Here is a 17,400-nt window from a genome sequence, read left to right as displayed (position 1 = left end):
TCCGGGATAATCCGAACCATGAGCGAGCCGAATCGGGAACTGGCCGATTTCCTGCGGCGCGCCCGCGCCCAGATCGATCCCGCCCGCGCCGGCCTACCGACCGATAGCCGGATCCGGCGGGTGCCCGGTCTGCGCCGCGAGGAGGTCGCTCTGCTGGCCGGGGTATCGACCGACTACTACACCCGGCTCGAGCAGGGACGCCGGATCACTCCCACGGCCGGTGTCGTCGACGCCATCGCGCGCGCCCTCGATCTCGACGCCGCCGGCCGGGCACACCTCGGCCATCTGATCGGACGGCCTGCCACCGGCCAGGCTCGGCGCAGCGTCCCCGTGCAGCGGGTCCGCACCGGGGTCCACCAATTGCTCGATTCCCTCGACGGGCTCCCCGCCCTCGTTCTCGGCAACCGATCCGACGTACTGGCGAGCAACTGGATGGCCAACGCCCTGTTCACCGACTTCGCCGCCATGCCCGCCACACAGCGCAACTACGCCCGCTGGATGTTCCTCGGCGATGAGCCGCGAGCCCTGTTCGCCGACTGGGAACTGCAGGCCCGCGCCGCAGTCGAGAGCCTGCGGCTCGAGGTGGGCAACAATCCCGACGATCGGGCCGGGCGCGCCCTCGTCGAGGAGCTGAGCAGCGAGAGCGCCGAATTCCGGCAGTGGTGGCGCGAACATCGGGTGTTACAACGCACCCACGGAGCCAAACGGTTACGTCACCCGGTGGCCGGCGAACTCACTGTCGAGTACGAGACACTCACTCTGCCGGGTGATCCGGACCAGACCCTGTACGTGTACACGACCGAACCGGGTAGCGCGTCCCGGGAGGCGATCCGCATGCTTGCCAGCTGGTCGGTGCCGGGGCATGCCACCCGGACCCGCTGAAGTGAACACCGTCGACCGGCCGCATTCACCGCGGCCGCCGGGCCTCGAGCTCGCGCCGGGAACGGAGGCCGAGTTTGGGGTAGACGTTGCGTAGATGCCATTCGACCGCACGGGGACTGATGAACAGGCGAGTCCCGATTTCCCGGTCGGTGAGCCCTTCCCGGACCAGTTCGACGACCTGCGCCTCCTCGGTGGTGAGGTCGTTGCCGACCTCTGCGGGGTGTTCGCGGAGGTTCTCGCCGGTCGAGACGAGGGCGCGGGCGGCCCTGCGAGCGAAAGCCGCCATGCCCATGGCGGTGAACATTTCATGAGCCGTACGCAGTTGCTCACGGGCGGCGGGGCGGCGTTGCTCACGGCACAGCCATTCGCCGAAGAGGAGGTGGGCGCGGGCCAGTTCGCCGCGCAGCGGGGTGCCGGCCAGATGCGAAAGTGCCGCGCGGTAACGGTTTTCGGCCGCCGGTCCGTGGCTGATCAGGGCATGCGATCGGGCCTCGACACCCACGGCCCAGTCGGACCCGCTGGGGCGGGTGACCTCGGTGAGCCGGACCAGGGCGTCGAATGCCCGGTCGGTAGCGCCGATGCGGGTGGCGGCCTCGATGTATTCGACCAGTGACCAGACCGGGATGCCCACCTCCAGTTGCACATACTCTTCGTTCGAGGCCCGCGCGGCCCCGGCGGCCTCGGCGAACCGTTCCAGGCCGTTGTAGAGGACGGCGCGCGCATAGCCGCCGACCACCGGACCGATACCTTCGCCCCGGCGCTGCTCCCCTTCGTCCGCGCGTCTGCTGAGCTCGAGGCATTCGGCTTCGCGGCCGCGCCAGCCGGCGACGAGGAGTGCGGGATAGACGGGGGCCGCCGCGGAAACCGCTTCGGAGACCGTCCGGATCTCCGCCGCCAGCGATTCGGCCTCGGCGAGTTCGCCGTGGAGAATGTGAACGACGCTGCGCAGGGTCAGGGCGATGGGGAGAGCCGAAGCTCGCCCGGTGGCTCGGACCAGTTCCCGATTGCGGATGCTCAGCTCGGACAGGGTCTCGTCGTCCCAGAGGCCCACAGCGGTCACACACGTGAGCCACAGCCAGCGCAATGCCTCGTTCGGGGACAGCGGCGATCGGCGAAACGCGTGCAACGCATCCCGGAGAGCGGGTACGGCCGCGGTGTGCCCGTCGAGGATCCGGGTGGCCAATGCGTCGAGCAGGATATCGGCCGGACGCGCAACGGGCGGTGCCTCGGTGGCGCGAGCCGCGACGGCGGCCTCGTACTGTCCACGGCGGTACGCCTTGGGACCGGCGAAGATCGCGGCGTCGATCACCTCGAGATAGGTCTGCCGGGCACTGTCCGCGTCGTGCACGGCGAGCCGGCGCGCAGCATCGAGCAGCAGGGCGGGCGCCGCGATACCGCGGTCGGTGGCGAAGGCGATCCGGGCGCGCACCAGCTCGGCTTCCGCGCGTAACCGGTCGTCGGGCAGGCCGGTGTCGGCCAGTGTCAGCAAAGTGAGGGCAGTGTCCGGGTTTCCCGCCTCGTGGTTCGCGCGGGCGGCGACCAGTGCTCTGTCGCGGCGGCGCCGGGGGTCGGGTGTCAACGCGACAGCCCGCGCGGTGAACGCGGCGGCTGCGGCGAGACCGCCGCGTACGCGGGCGCGCACGGCGCAACGCTCGAGTTCCGCCGCGACGGCTTCGTCGGGGCCGGCGGCACCGTGGGCGGTATGCCAGGCGCGGCGGTCGGGATCGGTATGCGGATCCGTTGCCGCGGCCAGGGCGCGGTGGGCGTCGCGCCGGGCTTCGGGCTCGGCCGCCCAGTAGACGACGGACCGAACGAGCGGGTGGGCGAACCCGACGCGATACCCGATCTCCACCAGACCGGTCGCGACGGCCGGCTCACCAGCGCCGAGGTGGATTCCGAGATGGTCGGCGGCGCGCCAGAGCAGCGCGGGCTCGCCGGTCGGATCGGCCGCCGCGATCAGCAGAAACCGTTGGGTTTCCGATGGCAGAGCGGCTACCCGCCGCAGGTACGCGGCCCGGATCCGGGTGTTCACACCCCGCGCGGCCGGTAGGCCGAACCCACCGGCCAATTCCACCGGACTCGCCGTCTTCGGAAGTTCCAGCAGGGCCAGCGGATTGCCGCGGGTTTCGGCGACGACCCGGCTGAGCACCTTCTCGTCCCACGGGCCGGGCATCGTCGCACGCAACAGTGCGCGGGCATCGTCGTCGCTCAACCCCGTGAGCAGCAGCTGCGGTACACCGGCGGGCTCCACCGGATCGGACTCGACACCGCCGGGAGGCGACCGGACCGCGAAAACCACAGCGACCGATTCGGCGACCAAGCGGCGGGCGGTGAACGCCAGCGCCTGCATCGACGTCTGATCCAGCCACTGGGCATCGTCGACGATACACAGCAGTGGCCGCTCCCGGGCCACCTCCGACAACAGGCCGAGGACACCGAGCGCCACCAGGAAACCATCAGGAGCAGGCTCACCGCCCTGCCCCAGCGCCGCGGCGACCGCCGCACGTTGCTGCGGGGGCAGCGCGTCCACTGTGGTCGTCATGGGTGAGCACAGCTGATGCAGGCCGGCGAACACCAGCTCCATTTCCGATTGGATCCCGGTCACCCGAGCGATCCGGAACCCGCATGCGCGACCGGCCAGGTACTCGAGCATCCGCGTTTTACCGATACCGGGTTCGCCCCGGATCACCAGGGCGCGACTGTGCCCGGCACGCACGGCGCGGAGCAACTCGTCGAGCTGTTCGCATTCACGGTCGCGTCCCGGAACCCTCGCAGACATCGTCCCTCCCGTCGGCACGTCGAACGGGTGCGGGATACTCCCACAGCAGAAGCTCCACCCCGCACCCCGCAAGCAGCTGGCCCCGAACGGTGCCGGACGCGAAGGACCAGCACAGTTGTCGTCAAGGGGTTCAGCCTAACCAGACTCCCGCCGGCCGGCGCAGGTTTCTTCGCCACCTCGAGACCCTGCCGGCCCTGCTGGGGCGCCGATCCGGAGGCCGCCACCGAAGATAACTCGTCGGGTGAGGCCGATCGCGAGCCGTGGCATCAGAGGCGGGAGCGAACAGGTTTACGGACAGTGTTGGCACTCTGAAGCTGCCCGCCTCGATAGATATAGCAGTTACGCATGGTCAATAGCCCTGATTTACGGGTCTTGCATTGAATTCCGACTTGTGAGTTCTACCCAGAGACAACGCTTTTAACGATCGGCGCGCCATCGGGAGCGAAGGCCGGCCGAAGAATATGCGAGAAGTTGCTGTAACACTTCGCACTCTCTCAGGCATTAAGAGAGCGTAAGTACAACTGCCCCAATCGGGGCACTCTGAAAGGAACAGCGTGAGACACAGAAGTTTGCGCACCTTCGCCGCCGCCGTATCCATCGCCGCCGCCGGTCTCGGCGCGGCCGGCACCGCAACTGCGGCACCGGTGCAGCTGACCGAAGCGGCACCGATCCAGGACGAGGGAGGCGCCGACCCCGGTACCGGATCCGCAGCTCTCCTGCCCGTCCTGCTGCCACTGCTTCCGGAATTGTTGTCCGGGTCGGCAGGCGGCGAGACTCCGGCGGACCCCACAGCAGCCGCCATTCAGGGATCCGAGACCCCGGCCACCGGATCCGCGGAATCGCTGGGCCCGCTGCTGGAGCTGCTGGCTGCCGGTTCCTCCGGCACGCAGACCCCTGCGCAGCCGTAAGTAAGTATGTAAGTAACACCCCCGTACGAACCTCCATGGACGATTTCGGCCCCGGGTCGCCGGCGCGGCCACTTCAGTGAGGGACGTACTGCACCACCCCAAATCTGCGTAGGCTCAGGACCATTGCTTTCCGAGCCGCCGAACCCCGGAACACCATTCGGCTTTCCGGGGTTCGGTCTTTCCGATACATCTCGCACTCCGCCCGACACCGCCCGCCGAAACACGCAATGCCCCGGCACCAGTCACCGCCGGACGTCCATGCCGGGAGCGACCAACACCTCCGGGTGGACGCTCCGCGAGCACGGTCGCCACCGCTGTACCGCGACGCCAGGGCTACCCGGCTTCCGACGAAACCGGCCGGCCGACGATCCATTCGTGACCGAACGGGTCCCGCACCCGCCCCTGCCGCATCCCGTACGACTGGTCCGCGACCTCGAAAACGATTTCTCCGCCACCGGCGGCCATCCGCTCGGCGAGCCGGTCGGGATCGTCGGTCACCACGGTGAGCAGCAGGCCGCGGCCGCCGAGCCGCAGTGGGTCGGTATCGAACTCGTCGGCGTCCTTCAGTTGGAAACTCGCCCCGCCGGGAAGTCCGAGTTCGGCGAAGACGACCCGCCCGCCGGCCTCGTCCCGCCGCCGCAGTACCGCGTCGAAGACCTCGCTGTAATAGCGGATCGCCTTATCGGCGCCCTCGACGACCAGTTTCGGAGTGATCTGCTCGATGCTCATAGACAGGAGTATCGGCGGCGGCGGTGCGTACGGGCTTGGACATTTGTCGCCGGCGGCGCCGCCCGGGCGAACCGGTCGTTCGCAGAGTCCATCGCCGGCGTGCTCCGGTGCACCGCCGGTTTCAGAAACTCGCGACCTTACTGCGGAAATCGGTGGGTCGAAGTCCGCGGTGCCGTTTGAAGGCGGCGCTGAAACCGAAGGCGTCCGCGTAGCCGACGGCCTTCGCGACCTGCGCGACTGTGAGATCACGATCGGCCAGGAGTTCTTCGGCTTCGTCCATCCGGCATTCGGTGAGGTAGGCCAGCGGCGACTGGCCCATGACATCGGTGAAGCGTTTGGCGAACAGCGCCCGGGACACACCGGCTTTCGATGCCAGGGTCGCCACCGTCCAGCCCGCGGCGGGGTGACTGTGCATGGCTTCCAGGGCGGGGCCGACCACCGGGTCGGCGGGTCCGCGATACCAGCCCGGTGCGTCGGTGTCCTGGCCGTCGAACCAGTCGCGCAGCGTGCACACCAGTGCCCAGTCGAGCAGGCGGTCCATCATGGCCTGGGCGCCGGCGGGGCGGGCGGTGGCGTCGGCGGCGATGGAGGCCATCCAGGCGCAGGTCTCGGCATCGTCGGTGACCACCAGGACGGGCGGTAGCGCGCGTAAAAGGCGTTCGTGCCGGCGACCTGAGGCGCGGTAGGCGCCGACGATCAGGGCGGTTTCCCCTGCGGGATCGTTACCCCACTGCCCGTCGCCCAGGGCGGCTTCACATACGGGGTCCCCAGTGAAGCAGGCGACCTCGTATTCGGCGTGCGGGAGCGCGACCGAATCCGCGCGGTCGGCGAGCAGGAAGGGTTCGCAACCGCGCACTATCGCGGTGTCCCCGGCGGTGATCCGGCGTTCGGTGCCGTCGGGCAGGAGCAGGGTGCCGCCGCCGCGCAGTACGGTCATCATCGTCAGGGGTGCGCGGTCGGCGAAGCGGATGGTCCACGGCGCCTCCAGGACCGCGTGGGTGAGTACGGCGCCTTCGGCCCGGATACCGCCCAGCAGTTTGCTCAAGGGGTCCACACCGTCGAGCGTAGACGAATTCCTATCGAATATGGATCTTCAGCCATAGATCGTCCAGCCATTTCCGGGTGGAATGGAACCGACCGAACAGCCGAGAAATCGGATCACCCTGGAGGATTCCGTGCCACACACCCCGCTCGAGGACACCGCGACCGCTCGCACCGCACTGATCGTCGTCGCCCACCCCCGACCCGATTCGCTGACCGCCCATATCGCCCGCCGCACCGCCCGCCGGCTCACCGACGCGGGTTACCGGATCGACCTGCTCGACCTGAACGCCGAGAACTTCGACCCCCGCATGACCGATGCCGACCTGCCGGATTGGAACAACCGCGAAAAGACCTACTCTCCCGAGGTCGAGAGCCATATGCGACGCATCCTCGCCGCCGATGTCATCGTCGCGGTGTTCCCGGTGTACTGGATGCAGGTTCCGGCAATCCTCAAAGGCTGGATCGACCGCGTGTGGAACTACGGGTTCGCCTACGGCCGCAGCAAGCCTCGCCTGGCGGGTAAGCGGATGCTGTGGCTCGGACTCGCCGGGGCGGCGGACGACGACGAGGTGGTCGCCCTCATGCAGCAGGCACTGAGCGCACAACTCGACGACGGTATCGCCTACTACTGCGGTCTGGCGCACTCCTCGGTGGGGCTGTTGCCCGGCGCGGAGGAGAAACCGCAGCGGTTGGATGCCGACGGCAACTTGCTGCTGGATGAGGCCCTCACCGGCACCGCCCGCGACGCTCATTACGCCGCGCTGGAGGCCAGGGCGGCCGGTTTCGTCGACGATTTCCTCGCCGGCGACCGGGTCGCAGCCTGACCCGGGACCGCGCGCCCGGCCTCGTCCCCGGAGGTGCCGCCGAAATCACGGCGCCTCATCCGCTCGCGCGATCCGGGCTTCGATACCCGCGACAATGGTGTCGGCGACCAGCCTCGCGTGCCGGCGCACCGCGGTTTTACCGAGCGGATCCGATGGGGACATCCGGGTCGCGAGCGGCAGGGCGGCGTAGGGGGCGGTGGCACCGTGGGCGATGAGGAAGTGCAGCGAGCGCAGATCGTCGCGGTGCAGGATCTTGCGTTGCAGTAGCGGTTTCAGGGGTTCGGCGAGCAGGACCGATATCGGCTGGATGTGCCGGTCGTAGAGGTAGGTGAGGCGGGGGCTTTCGATTGCCGCTTCGGTGCTGATCAGGCGCACCACGTCGGGGTGGTCGGCCTGTAGTTCGAGGAAGCGCACGATGCCGGCGTGGAATTCTTCCAGTGGGGACAGGTCGGCGCGTTCGGGGCGGATCTTCAGCAGGGTGACCGCGTTGGCGAAGATCCAGTCCGCGACCGCGTACCAGAGCGCCTCCTTGGACCCGAACCGCTGGTGGATCAGGTTGTGGCTTACGCCGAGTTCCCGGTTGATCGCCGCGACGGAGGCACCGGCGAAACCGTCGCGGGCGAAAACCCGCAGCGCGGCCGCCAGGATCTCGTCCACCGAGGCGGGTGTTTCCCCGGCCGGGGGCCTGCCCCGCCCCTTGCGTGGCGCCCGCGGTTCGGGTGCGATATCCATGGCCGCAATTATATTGACTGCAATCAATTTATCTGCGACTGTGAGCCCAGCCACTTCGCGCTACGGGGACAAGGGATCGCGGCGGCTCCGCCCGGCCCGCGCCCGCCTCCGCCGCAGCGCCCGACGAGGACTGGATGCTGCTATGGAATCCTTTGTGCACCTGCGGAAAGGCACTACTCCCGACCGGCTGCACGCCGATCTCGGCGGGCTCAAGGACGATGAGCTGGGGCGCGGCGGTTTCACCGGGCGCACCGCGCAGCTGTATCGGCGCAACGATCCGGTGAGCTACCGCGCGGTGGGGCCGCTAGCTCCGGTGGATGTGCTCGCCGACGCGCTGAAACCCACCGATTCCACGGATCCGGCGGGTGCGCCGCTGCTGCTGTTCTCCAACGCCGACTGCCGGATCTCGCTGAGCCGGCGGGCTCAGGAGATGCCGTTCTTCGCCCGGTACATCGACGGCGATCTGCTGTCGTTCGTGCACAAGGGTTCCGGGCTACTGGAAACAGAATTCGGCCCGCTGCGCTATCGCGAGGGCGACTGGGTGTACGTACCGAAGGCGTGCACGTTCCGGCAGGTCCCCGACAGCGAAACCACGTTGCTCATGATCGAGGCGACCGAGGAGTTCCGGGTACCGCCCGCGGGGCCGCTGGGCCGGCATTTCCCGTTCGACCCGAACCGGATGACCGTTCCGGAGCCCGCGGCCATGGACGACGACGGGCGCGACGAGTACGAGGTGCGCCTGGTGCACGAGGGCGGCCCGACGTCGCTGTTCTATCCGCATCATCCGCTGGACGTGGTGGGCTGGCAGGGCGACAATTTCCCGTTCACGTTCAATATCGCAGACTACAACGTGGTCCTCTCCGATACTGTGCACCTGCCCGCCACGGTGCATCTGTTCATGCAGGCCACCGGCGTGTACGTGATGAACTTCCTGCCGAAACGGGCCGAATCGGCGCCGGGTACCGAAACGATTCCCTGGTATCACCGCAATGCCGACTACGACGAGATCGCGTTCTTCCACGGCGGCGATATGTACGGTGTGCCGATGCCGCCGGGGCTGATCTCGCACGCACCGCAGGGCGTGCACCACGGGGCGCCGGAGAAGATGCGGGAGCGGGCGCGGCGTAAGCGGGAGGAGATCAGCCATATCGGCTGGACCACGATCGCCGTCGACACTCGCCGGCGTCTCATCCCCTCCCCGGAGGTACTGGCGAACAACCTCGGCGCGCACTGATACCGCACCGAGCCTCTCTCCTCCCGGCCGCAGCCGACCGCGCCCGTAACCCGGGCGCCGGCGGGGAACTCTCGTATCGAAAGACGAAGGCAGGCACCCAATGTCGCACCATGTCGAACGCACCCCGTATGTGATCGCCTACGCGAACACCTCCGGCACCCGGGACGCCTACGGCGGCCTCACCGAAATGGTCACGCTCGATTCGATTCTGGTGAAACCGGCCGGCCTGGACTCGGAGACCGTGCTGGTGCTCATGCACCCGGTCTCCAGCGGCACCTACCTGCCGATCGTCACATCGCTGGCCAGGGCCGGCCACCACATCATCGTCTGCAACAGCCGCTACCGGGGCGCCGATTCGGCACTGCTCATGGAGAAGGTGGTGCAGGATCTCGGCGAATGTATTCGTGACGCGAAGCAGCGGCTCGGCTACCGCAAGGTGGTGCTGGCGGGCTGGAGTGGCGGCGGATCGCTGTCGGTGTACTACCAGCAGCAGGCCCACCATCCCACGGTCACCGCCAGCCCCTCCGGCGACGGCCCGGACCTCACCGAACTGGATCTACCGCCCGCCGACGGGATCCTGCTCATGGCCGCCCATATCAGCCGCCACCACACCCTCACCGAATGCATCGACCCGTCGATCCTCGACGAAGCCGACCCCACCCGGCGCGATCCGGAACTGGACCTCTACAACCCCGGCAATCCCAACCAGCCGCCGTACAGCCCCGAATTCGTGGCCCGGTTCCGCCGGGCGCAGCACGACCGCAACCGCCGGATCACAGCCTGGGTGAAAGAGAAACTGGCCACCATTCAGGCCTCCGACCGCCCGCAGGACGAATACTGTTTCGTCGTCCACGGCACCATGGCCGACCCCACAGTCCTCGACCCGGCACTGGACCCCAACGACCGCACTCCGGGCGAGTCGTATCTCGGTGAACCGCAAGAGGTGAATATGGGCGCGTTCGGTCTCGCCCGGTTCAGCACCCTGCGCAGCTGGCTGTCGCAGTGGAGTATCGACGATGCCCGCGGGGACGCCGTGGCCTGCGGCCCGGATATCGCCGTGCCGACACTGGTGCTCTACAACGCGGCCGACAACGTCTGCACCCCCTCGCACGCCCATCGCATCTACGAGGCGCTCGGCTGCACGGACAAGGAGCTGCACGAGATCCCCGGCGCCAACCACTACTACTTGGGCCCGGACCAGCGCGAACCGCTGGCGAAAGCGATCGGCCTGGTCGACGGCTGGCTGCGGGCCCGCGCTCTCGGTCCAGCGGAATGAGATAATTCCGTGATGGACTCCGCGACAACCGGCGCATTGGACGGTATCCGCGTACTCGAGATCGGCACCCTGATCTCCGGGCCCTTCGCCGGGCGGCTACTCGGCGATATGGGCGCCGAGGTGATCAAACTGGAACCGCCGGACGCCCCCGACCCACTGCGCACCTGGGGCCAGGCCGAACTCGACGGTCACCATTTCTTCTGGACCGTGCATGCCCGGAACAAGAAGGCCGTCACCCTGAACCTGCGCGAGGACGCCGGCCGCGATCTGTTCCTGGAGCTGGCGGAGAAATCCGACATCATCGTGGAGAACCTGCGGCCGGGGACGCTGGAACGGTGGGGTCTCGGTTACGACGTGCTGCGGGAACGTAATCGCGGCATCATCCTGGTGCGGGTGTCCGGTTACGGGCAGACCGGCCCGGACGCGCAGAAAGCCGGATACGCTTCCGTCGCCGAAGCCACCAGCGGGCTGCGCCATATGAACGGTTTCCCCGGCGGCCCGCCCCCACGCCTGGCGCTGTCCCTCGGCGACAGCCTGGCCGGGATGTTCGCCGCGCAGGGCGCCCTGGCGGCGCTGTACCGCCGCACGGTCACCGGTGAGGGCCAGATCGTCGACGCCGCCCTCACCGAGGCCTGCCTGGCCGTCCAGGAATCCACCATCCCCGACTACGACGTCGGCGGCGTGGTCCGCGGGCCTTCCGGCACCCGGCTGGAAGGGATCGCCCCGTCGAATATCTACCGCACCGCCGACGGCAGCTGGGTGGTGATCGCCGCCAACCAGGACACGGTGTTCCGCCGTCTCTGCGCGGCCATGGGGCGTCCGGAACTCGCCACCGACGAACGTTTCGTCGACCACACGGCACGGGGTCGTCACCAGGACGAACTCGACAAGATCATCGGTGAGTGGGCGGTGCAGCGGCAGCCTCGGCAGATCATCGACCTGCTGAACGAAGCGGGTGTGATCAGCGGCCCGATCAACACCGTCGCCGAGGTGGTCACCGACCCGCAACTCAACGCCCGCGGCATGATCGCCGACCACTACGACGAGCGAATCTCCCGGAATGTGAAGGGACCGGGCGTGATTCCCGTCCTGTCGGCGACACCGGGGACTATTCGCAATGCGGGATCGGTGCGCCCCGGTCAGCACAACGAGGAAGTCTACGGCGACCTGCTCGGGAGAACCGCCGCCGACCTTTCGGCGCTACGGTCGCAGGGCATCGTCTGAGCGTCCAGCCGAACCCGTTGCGTTGGACCATAATGGCGGGCGGTCGATGGATATCGATCCCGTACCACTCGAGGAGCTGATATGTCGATCGGAGTTGCCGGCGTACGTCTCGGGCATTGGTCCGATACCGAAGGCGAAACCGGCTGCACCGTCCTCACCGTTCCGGAAGGGACGGTCGCCTCGGCCGAGGTACGCGGTGGCGCGCCCGCCAGCCGGGAGCTGGCCGCCCTCGCCCCGGACAAGACGTTGTCGTCGGTCGATGCCGTCCTGCTCACCGGGGGTTCGGCTTTCGGCCTCGCGGCGGCCGACGGGGTGATGCGGTATCTCGAGGAGAACGGACGCGGTGTGATGACCCCGGGCGGGCGCGTACCCATCGTCCCCGCACTGGCGCTGTTCGATCTGGGGGCCGGTGACGGCACCGCCCGGCCGACGGCCGAACACGGGTACGCGGCAGCGCGGGCGAGCACGGGCGAACAGCTGACCCAGGGCCGGATCGGCGCGGGAACAGGTGCCTACACCGCGCATTGGCGAGGACCGGGCCTGCGCCGTCCCGGCGGAATCGCCTATGCGCAACGACAACTGGGCGATCTCGTGGTCGGCGCGTTGTGCGTCGTCAACGCATTCGGCGATATCGACGACGGCACCTCCGATATCTCGCTGGACGCAGTGGCCGCGCTCGCGCAACCGTTCGAGTTCGCCGAATCGCGTACGCACACAACAATAGGCGTGGTCGTGACCAATGCCCGGCTCGACAAAATGGGCTGCCATATCGCCGCACAGGGTGCGCACGACGGATTGGCGCGCGCGCTGACTCCTCCGCACACCCGATTCGACGGGGACGGGTTCATCACGGTGGCGACCGGCGAGGTCGGTGCCGAGGTCGATACCGTCCGCCTGATGGCGCTTGCCTCGGTGGCCGAATCCATCCGATCTCTGGCCCCGTGACCTGAGGGCAGCTGCACGGGCAGACGCCTCGGCGAAACCGCCGCAGGCCCTGTCAGAGGAGGGCGGTGCGGGGAGCTTTCAGGCCGAGGGCGGTCGCGCCCGCGAGTTCGCGGCTGGTGTCGTAGTCGAAGACCACGTGGCCGCTCAGCACGTCCACATCGCGTTTCAGCCGTTGCATCGGGTGGTCGGTGAAGTGGACGCTCGCGCCGGAGGCGTGCAGGAGGTCGGCGATGATCGCGCGGGATTCGCGGACGATATAGGCGGCGGCGAGCCGGGCCTGGGCGCGGACCGGGACCTGAACGGGGGTGCCGGCGTCGAGGAGGGATTCGATTTCGGCGACCGTATCGTCGAGCAGGCCGCAGAGGGCGCGTAACCGCACCCGCGCGTGGGCCAGGTGCGCTTGGGCCACGGGTTTGTCCTGCTGGCGGGCACCGCCTTCGTAGAGGAGGATGCGGCCTTCGAGGCGGTCGGCATAGATATCGGTGGCGCGTTCGGCGGCGCCGAGGGCGGGCATCGAGGCGGCGAGGGCCAGCGCGGGGACAAGGGGCCAGCGGTAGGTCGTGGCGTCGTGCAGGGCGGCGCCGGGGGCCGATCCGCTGTTGATATCGAACGAGCGGACCAGCCGGTGGCCGCCGACGTACGCGCCCTGGATCACGACATCGTTGGAGCCGGTGGCGCGCATACCTTCGGTATGCCAGACGTCGTCGATCGTGATATCGGTCGCGGGCAGCAGGGCCAGGGCCGGGTAGAGGCCGTCGTCGGGACCGCACAGTGCGCCGACCATGATCCAGTTCCCGCCCATCACACCGGTGGCCCAGGACCAGCGGCCGGACAGGGTGATACCGCCGTCGGCCGGCAGACCGCGACCGGTCGGCGCGAGCGGAGCGGGGCACAGGAACGGGCCGCTGCCGTACGCCTCGGCTTGAGCCTGTTCGGGGAACAGGGCCAGCAGCCAGTTGTGCAGGGTGTAGAAGCCCAGCGTCCAGGCGCTGGAGACGCAGCCGTGCGCCATCCGGCGGATCGGGTCGAGGATGGCGGGGAATTTCTCCTCACGGCCGCCGAATCGTTTCGGTACCAGATATTCGAAGAATCCGGAGGCGACCGCATCGGCGAGGGTCTGGTCCGGTAGGCGGCGCAATTGTTCTGCGGCCCGGGCCCTTTCGGCCAGCGCGTCGACGAAGCTCTGGGTGATTCCGGGTGTGCTGTCCGGCTCGGCCGCAACCATGGTCGCGACCGTAACATACCCAAAAGTATGGAGTGGGCAGCTTCCGGAATCCGGTAATGCGATCGACATACCGCGGCAAATACTGGCATTTACCGGACTTCCCTGGAATCGCACCCTAGATTCTCCCCCATGCCCACCGCCGAGGCGCTGGAACAGCGCATAGCCGAGCTGCGCACCCAGGTGCGCCGCGCCGCCGGTTCCGGTGACCGGACGGCGGCGCGTCGGTTGCGCGCCGAATTACGTACCGCCGAAGCAGAATGGGACGCAGCAGTTCTCGGAACACCTGCCCCCGCCGAACCACCCCGGCAGCAATCCGGCGCGGTGCCGGTGCGCGAACATGTGCACCGCGCGCTCACCCTGCTGTCGGTGCCGGCCGCCCCGAAACTCGTGCTGGCGGTGCACGAAGCATTCTTCTCGGGCGACCTCGTCGCGGCCCGGCTCACCAGCCTGCGCCGGGACGAGGAGCGGTCGTTCCGCGCGGCCCCGTACGCGCGCCCGTACTACGTCTGCGCGGCCCTCACCACGGATCTGCTGGCCCCGGCCCGCGGGCTGCTGGCGGTGAGCACCTGGCCGGCGGCGCAACGTATGGTCGGGCCGCTGAGTCCACGGGTGGATCTGCTCACCGCCGCGACCCGGCTGGCCCGGCATCTGGCCGATCACGGCGATACCGCCGCGGGACAGCGGGTGCTGTGGCAGCTGGCGGTTTCCATCCCGGGCGCCACCGACGGCACCGCGATCGACCCGGATGTGGTGCTGGCGGCCGCGGAACGCGAGCTCGAGGTGCACAGAGAAGACGACATACAGCAGCGGGCCGACGCCGCGGAGCGGGCACAGCGGCAACTGGCGGATCCCGCGGCGCAATTGTTCGGCACACGGCTGGCCGTGGCCGGACGGCGAAGGAACGAGGCCTGAGATGACACTTGCGCAGAATTCCCTGACCGACCGCCTGGACGAGCTACGCGGTGCAGCCCCTGCCAGCCGGCACAACGCCCGCACCATCGCGGCGCTCACCGCGAATCCGGGGTGCGCGCGCCGGGCACTGCTGGACGCCGCGGCCGTGGACAAAACGGTGATCGCCCGCGAATTGGGGTTCCCGCCGCAGTTCGGCCAGTCGCCGTTCGCGATCACCCGCGGTAACTCCTTCGAGGCGATGGTGAAATCGCACGGTTGCGCCGAACTGCTCCGGTTGCTGCGTGAGGAACTGGGACTGAGCATTCCGGAAGTCGGCTACCACGATCTGGCGACCGTGGGCGATAACGCCACCAACTCCATCCGCTACCAGCGCACGAAACAGCTACTTGGGCAAGCGCTGAGCTCGGGGCAGGGCACACTGTTCGACCATCCGATGCTGCGCCTGGAGATCGCCGGCGCCACCGCCTATCTGGAACCCGATGTGGTGGCGCTGCAGATCGGCGGGAAGTTCTACGTCGTGGAGATCAAATCGTTCGCCATCGTCGACGGCCAGGCCGATCCCGCCCAGGTGGCCTCGGCGGCACGGCAGTCGGCGGTATATGTGCTGGCGATGCGGGAACTGTTGCGCGAGCTGGGATATTCGCCCGACGATGTGGCGCACGAATCGATCCTGGTGGCCGCGCGGGATTTCACGAACCGGCCGGTCGCGGCGAAACTCGATCTGCGTAAGCAACTCGCGGTGATCGGGCGGCAGTTGTCGCGGCTCACCTCCATCGATTCCCTGCTGGACCTGGTGCCCGCCGGCGCCTCGTTCACACCGGGAGAGGGGCTGTCCGATACCGTCTCGGCGATCCCGTCCCGGTACGCGCCGGAATGTATGTCCAGCTGTGAGCTCGCATTCGCCTGCCGCGCCGAGGCCCGGGCGCAGGGGTCGGTGGATACGCTGGGCCGCGGGGTCTGTGACGATCTCGGCGGGATCGACAACCTCGACACCGTGCTGGCACTCGCCGAGGGCACCCTCGAACCCGCCCCGGAGCACGCCGATATCGCGGAGATGTTGCGCCGAGCCCAAACCTTGCGACTCGAGGTCGCGGGATGAGCGGGTCGAGCCCGGAGGCGGCAGCATGAGCGTGCTGAGCGCGCTGGCCAAGGCGACCGCGGCGCGGACGGGTCGCGCCGAACCCATTGCCGCCCGGCGGCATTACCACCTCGCGGACCGCCCGCTGGTGCTCGTTCCGCTGCGGCTGGCCGGTGAAGCCGCGGCGCCGCTGGCGGTGATACTCGGTTCGGCGCCGGAGGATTCGACGGTGCTGCTCGTGCCGCAGCCGCGCGACCGAATCCTGCGCCTGCGTTTCATCGAACAGCTGGCCGACCGTGTGCTGCCCTATATTTCGGCGTTCTGCGAGGACGCCGAGGAGCTGACGGTCAAATCGACCGGCGAAACCTATCTGCGCTACCTGGATGCCCCGCAGCTGCTGGTGCCCAATCTCGGTGGTGTGCAGTTCCTGCGGCTGCTGGGGCGGTCGGTGCGGTTCCATCGCACCGAGGGCGAGAACGCCGTCCCGGAATCGCTGCCGCTGCTGGGGCGCTGGCTCACCTGGTTCGGCGATCGCTCGGATTTTCCCGGATCCAGTGTGTGCCTGGCGATGACCTCGGTGCTCACCGTGCATTGGGCGTCGGGCCAGTCGGCGCTGGAAGATGCGAACCTGGCTGCCCTGCTCGGCTGGATCGACCCACCCGCCGGGCTCACCGGCGCACAGGCCGCCGCCCTCGCCGAAGATCCGCTCGCCTCGCCGCCCGCCGGGCCCGCCACCGATCCCGGATTCGACAACGAAGAGCTGGCACCGCTGATCGCCGCCTACGACAGTGCGGAACACGAGTGGGCGAAAGTCATTGCCACCGAACGGCTCGAACAGGCGCTGCGTGGCCAGCTGGAGCCCACCTGGCGGCTGATGTGGCGGGCGGTGGAGCTGCTGCGTGAACTACCCGAGGGCGCGAGCGTGGACCGGCGCTGGACCGATGATCGGTCGGCGTTCTCCTGGTTCGTCTCCGATATCCCGGAGGGTTATCCGCAGGCCCGCCGCGACTCCGCCGTCTCGGCGACCCGGCGACTGCTCAAACAAGAGCAGGCCCTCGATACTTTCCAGGCGCAGCGGGCGTTCGACGATCCGCGCGTGCTGATCGAATACCGGCTCGTCGGCGAGGCGTTCCAGGGCACGGTCACCGACTGCGAGCCGCAGCGGCGGGCGAAACCGAAATCGCGGGAGGTACCGCGGCCCTACGTCTGGGTGCACACCACCGATCCGTTCCGCGGACGGGTCGGTGAAACCCTGTTCCGGATCGACCGGCCCGCGCAGAAGGCCGAGGTCGTCGCGGTCGAGGACGATGTGGTCCAGCTGGAGCTGGTGAGCGGTATGGGTCAAGGCAAGAACCCGGCCGTGGGCAGTGTGCCCGAAGAGGGCGACCCGATCGGTTTCGCTCGCTTCTCCCCCGGCGGATTCGGCGGGCCACCTGCCAAACTCCCGCCGCGCGAGGAGACGCCGTGGACGCACGGCGGGCCGCCGCCGGGTCCGGCGGCCGCACACCAGGAGGTGTGGTGGGGGGTTGAGGGTTAGAGGTGATGGGGGCGCTGCACACCCCACTAGACCACACCCCGCCCCCCCCGCGGGGGGGGGGTTAACCCCCC

Annotated in this window: 15 protein-coding genes; 10 read left to right on the top strand and 5 right to left on the bottom strand. The window is 68.6% G+C overall.

Annotation, left to right across the window (positions count from 1 at the left end; all coding sequences use genetic code 11):
* Positions 1-18 precede the first annotated feature (18 nt).
* On the top strand, positions 19-882 hold the full coding sequence (locus QH196_RS07670; RefSeq protein ID WP_280415059.1) for a helix-turn-helix domain-containing protein: 864 nt from the start codon (positions 19-21) through the stop codon (positions 880-882).
* A 25-nt stretch (positions 883-907) separates the two neighbouring features.
* Here QH196_RS07670 and QH196_RS07665 read toward each other — a convergent pair whose 3' ends face one another.
* A complete protein-coding gene (locus QH196_RS07665) occupies positions 908-3,661 on the bottom strand; it encodes an AAA family ATPase (protein WP_280415058.1) in 2,754 nt (917 codons plus the stop codon).
* 554 nt (positions 3,662-4,215) lie between these two features.
* Here QH196_RS07665 and QH196_RS07660 point away from each other — a divergent pair.
* On the top strand, positions 4,216-4,569 hold the full coding sequence (locus tag QH196_RS07660) for a hypothetical protein (protein WP_280415057.1): 354 nt from the start codon (positions 4,216-4,218) through the stop codon (positions 4,567-4,569).
* A 333-nt stretch (positions 4,570-4,902) separates the two neighbouring features.
* Here the strand turns inward: QH196_RS07660 and QH196_RS07655 are convergent, their stop codons facing one another.
* Both QH196_RS07655 and QH196_RS07650 read right to left on the bottom strand, forming a co-directional pair.
* The gene (locus tag QH196_RS07655; RefSeq protein ID WP_280415056.1) at positions 4,903-5,298 is read right to left on the bottom strand and encodes a VOC family protein; all 396 of its coding nucleotides are present in this window, start codon (positions 5,296-5,298) and stop codon (positions 4,903-4,905) included.
* Positions 5,299-5,419: 121 nt separating this feature from the next.
* On the bottom strand, positions 5,420-6,352 hold the full coding sequence (locus tag QH196_RS07650) for an AraC family transcriptional regulator (RefSeq protein ID WP_280415055.1): 933 nt from the start codon (positions 6,350-6,352) through the stop codon (positions 5,420-5,422).
* 121 nt (positions 6,353-6,473) lie between these two features.
* Between QH196_RS07650 and QH196_RS07645 the strand changes: the two genes are divergently transcribed.
* Positions 6,474-7,166: an NAD(P)H oxidoreductase gene (locus tag QH196_RS07645; RefSeq protein ID WP_280415054.1), complete on the top strand. Its 693-nt coding sequence runs from the start codon at positions 6,474-6,476 to the stop codon at positions 7,164-7,166.
* 45 nt (positions 7,167-7,211) lie between these two features.
* Here QH196_RS07645 and QH196_RS07640 read toward each other — a convergent pair whose 3' ends face one another.
* Positions 7,212-7,898, bottom strand: a complete 687-nt coding sequence (locus QH196_RS07640) for a TetR/AcrR family transcriptional regulator (protein WP_280415053.1) — start codon at positions 7,896-7,898, stop codon at positions 7,212-7,214.
* A 142-nt stretch (positions 7,899-8,040) separates the two neighbouring features.
* Between QH196_RS07640 and QH196_RS07635 the strand changes: the two genes are divergently transcribed.
* From QH196_RS07635 to QH196_RS07620, 4 genes are all read left to right on the top strand, one after another.
* The gene (locus tag QH196_RS07635) at positions 8,041-9,132 is read left to right on the top strand and encodes a homogentisate 1,2-dioxygenase (protein ID WP_280415052.1); all 1,092 of its coding nucleotides are present in this window, start codon (positions 8,041-8,043) and stop codon (positions 9,130-9,132) included.
* Positions 9,133-9,232: 100 nt separating this feature from the next.
* Complete coding sequence (locus QH196_RS07630; RefSeq protein ID WP_280415051.1) at positions 9,233-10,408, top strand: serine aminopeptidase domain-containing protein; 1,176 nt, start codon at positions 9,233-9,235, stop codon at positions 10,406-10,408.
* A gap of 12 nt (positions 10,409-10,420) precedes the next feature.
* Positions 10,421-11,632, top strand: a complete 1,212-nt coding sequence (locus tag QH196_RS07625; RefSeq protein WP_280415050.1) for a CaiB/BaiF CoA transferase family protein — start codon at positions 10,421-10,423, stop codon at positions 11,630-11,632.
* An 81-nt stretch (positions 11,633-11,713) separates the two neighbouring features.
* Positions 11,714-12,577, top strand: coding sequence for a P1 family peptidase (locus QH196_RS07620; RefSeq protein WP_280415049.1), 864 nt, complete (start codon positions 11,714-11,716; stop codon positions 12,575-12,577).
* 52 nt (positions 12,578-12,629) lie between these two features.
* On the opposite strand, the gene QH196_RS07615 is transcribed toward QH196_RS07620, so the two are convergent.
* Positions 12,630-13,802 (bottom strand): acyl-CoA dehydrogenase, encoded by a 1,173-nt coding sequence (locus QH196_RS07615; RefSeq protein WP_280415048.1) that lies wholly within the window; start codon positions 13,800-13,802, stop codon positions 12,630-12,632.
* A gap of 129 nt (positions 13,803-13,931) precedes the next feature.
* Here QH196_RS07615 and QH196_RS07610 point away from each other — a divergent pair, with 129 nt between their 5' ends.
* The 3 genes from QH196_RS07610 to QH196_RS07600 are packed head-to-tail and all read left to right on the top strand — an operon-like array spanning position 13,932 to position 17,329.
* On the top strand, positions 13,932-14,714 hold the full coding sequence (locus QH196_RS07610) for a hypothetical protein (protein ID WP_280415047.1): 783 nt from the start codon (positions 13,932-13,934) through the stop codon (positions 14,712-14,714).
* Between the two features lies 1 nt (position 14,715).
* Entirely contained in the window at positions 14,716-15,813 is a 1,098-nt protein-coding gene (locus QH196_RS07605) for a hypothetical protein (RefSeq protein WP_280415046.1), read from the top strand.
* A gap of 25 nt (positions 15,814-15,838) precedes the next feature.
* Complete coding sequence (locus tag QH196_RS07600; protein WP_280415045.1) at positions 15,839-17,329, top strand: hypothetical protein; 1,491 nt, start codon at positions 15,839-15,841, stop codon at positions 17,327-17,329.
* Positions 17,330-17,400 lie beyond the last annotated feature (71 nt).

It is taken from the genome of Nocardia carnea (genome assembly GCF_029868325.1).
GTDB classification, from domain to species: Bacteria; Actinomycetota; Actinomycetes; order Mycobacteriales; family Mycobacteriaceae; genus Nocardia; species Nocardia carnea_C.
This window is presented reverse-complemented; position numbering and strand designations above follow the sequence as displayed.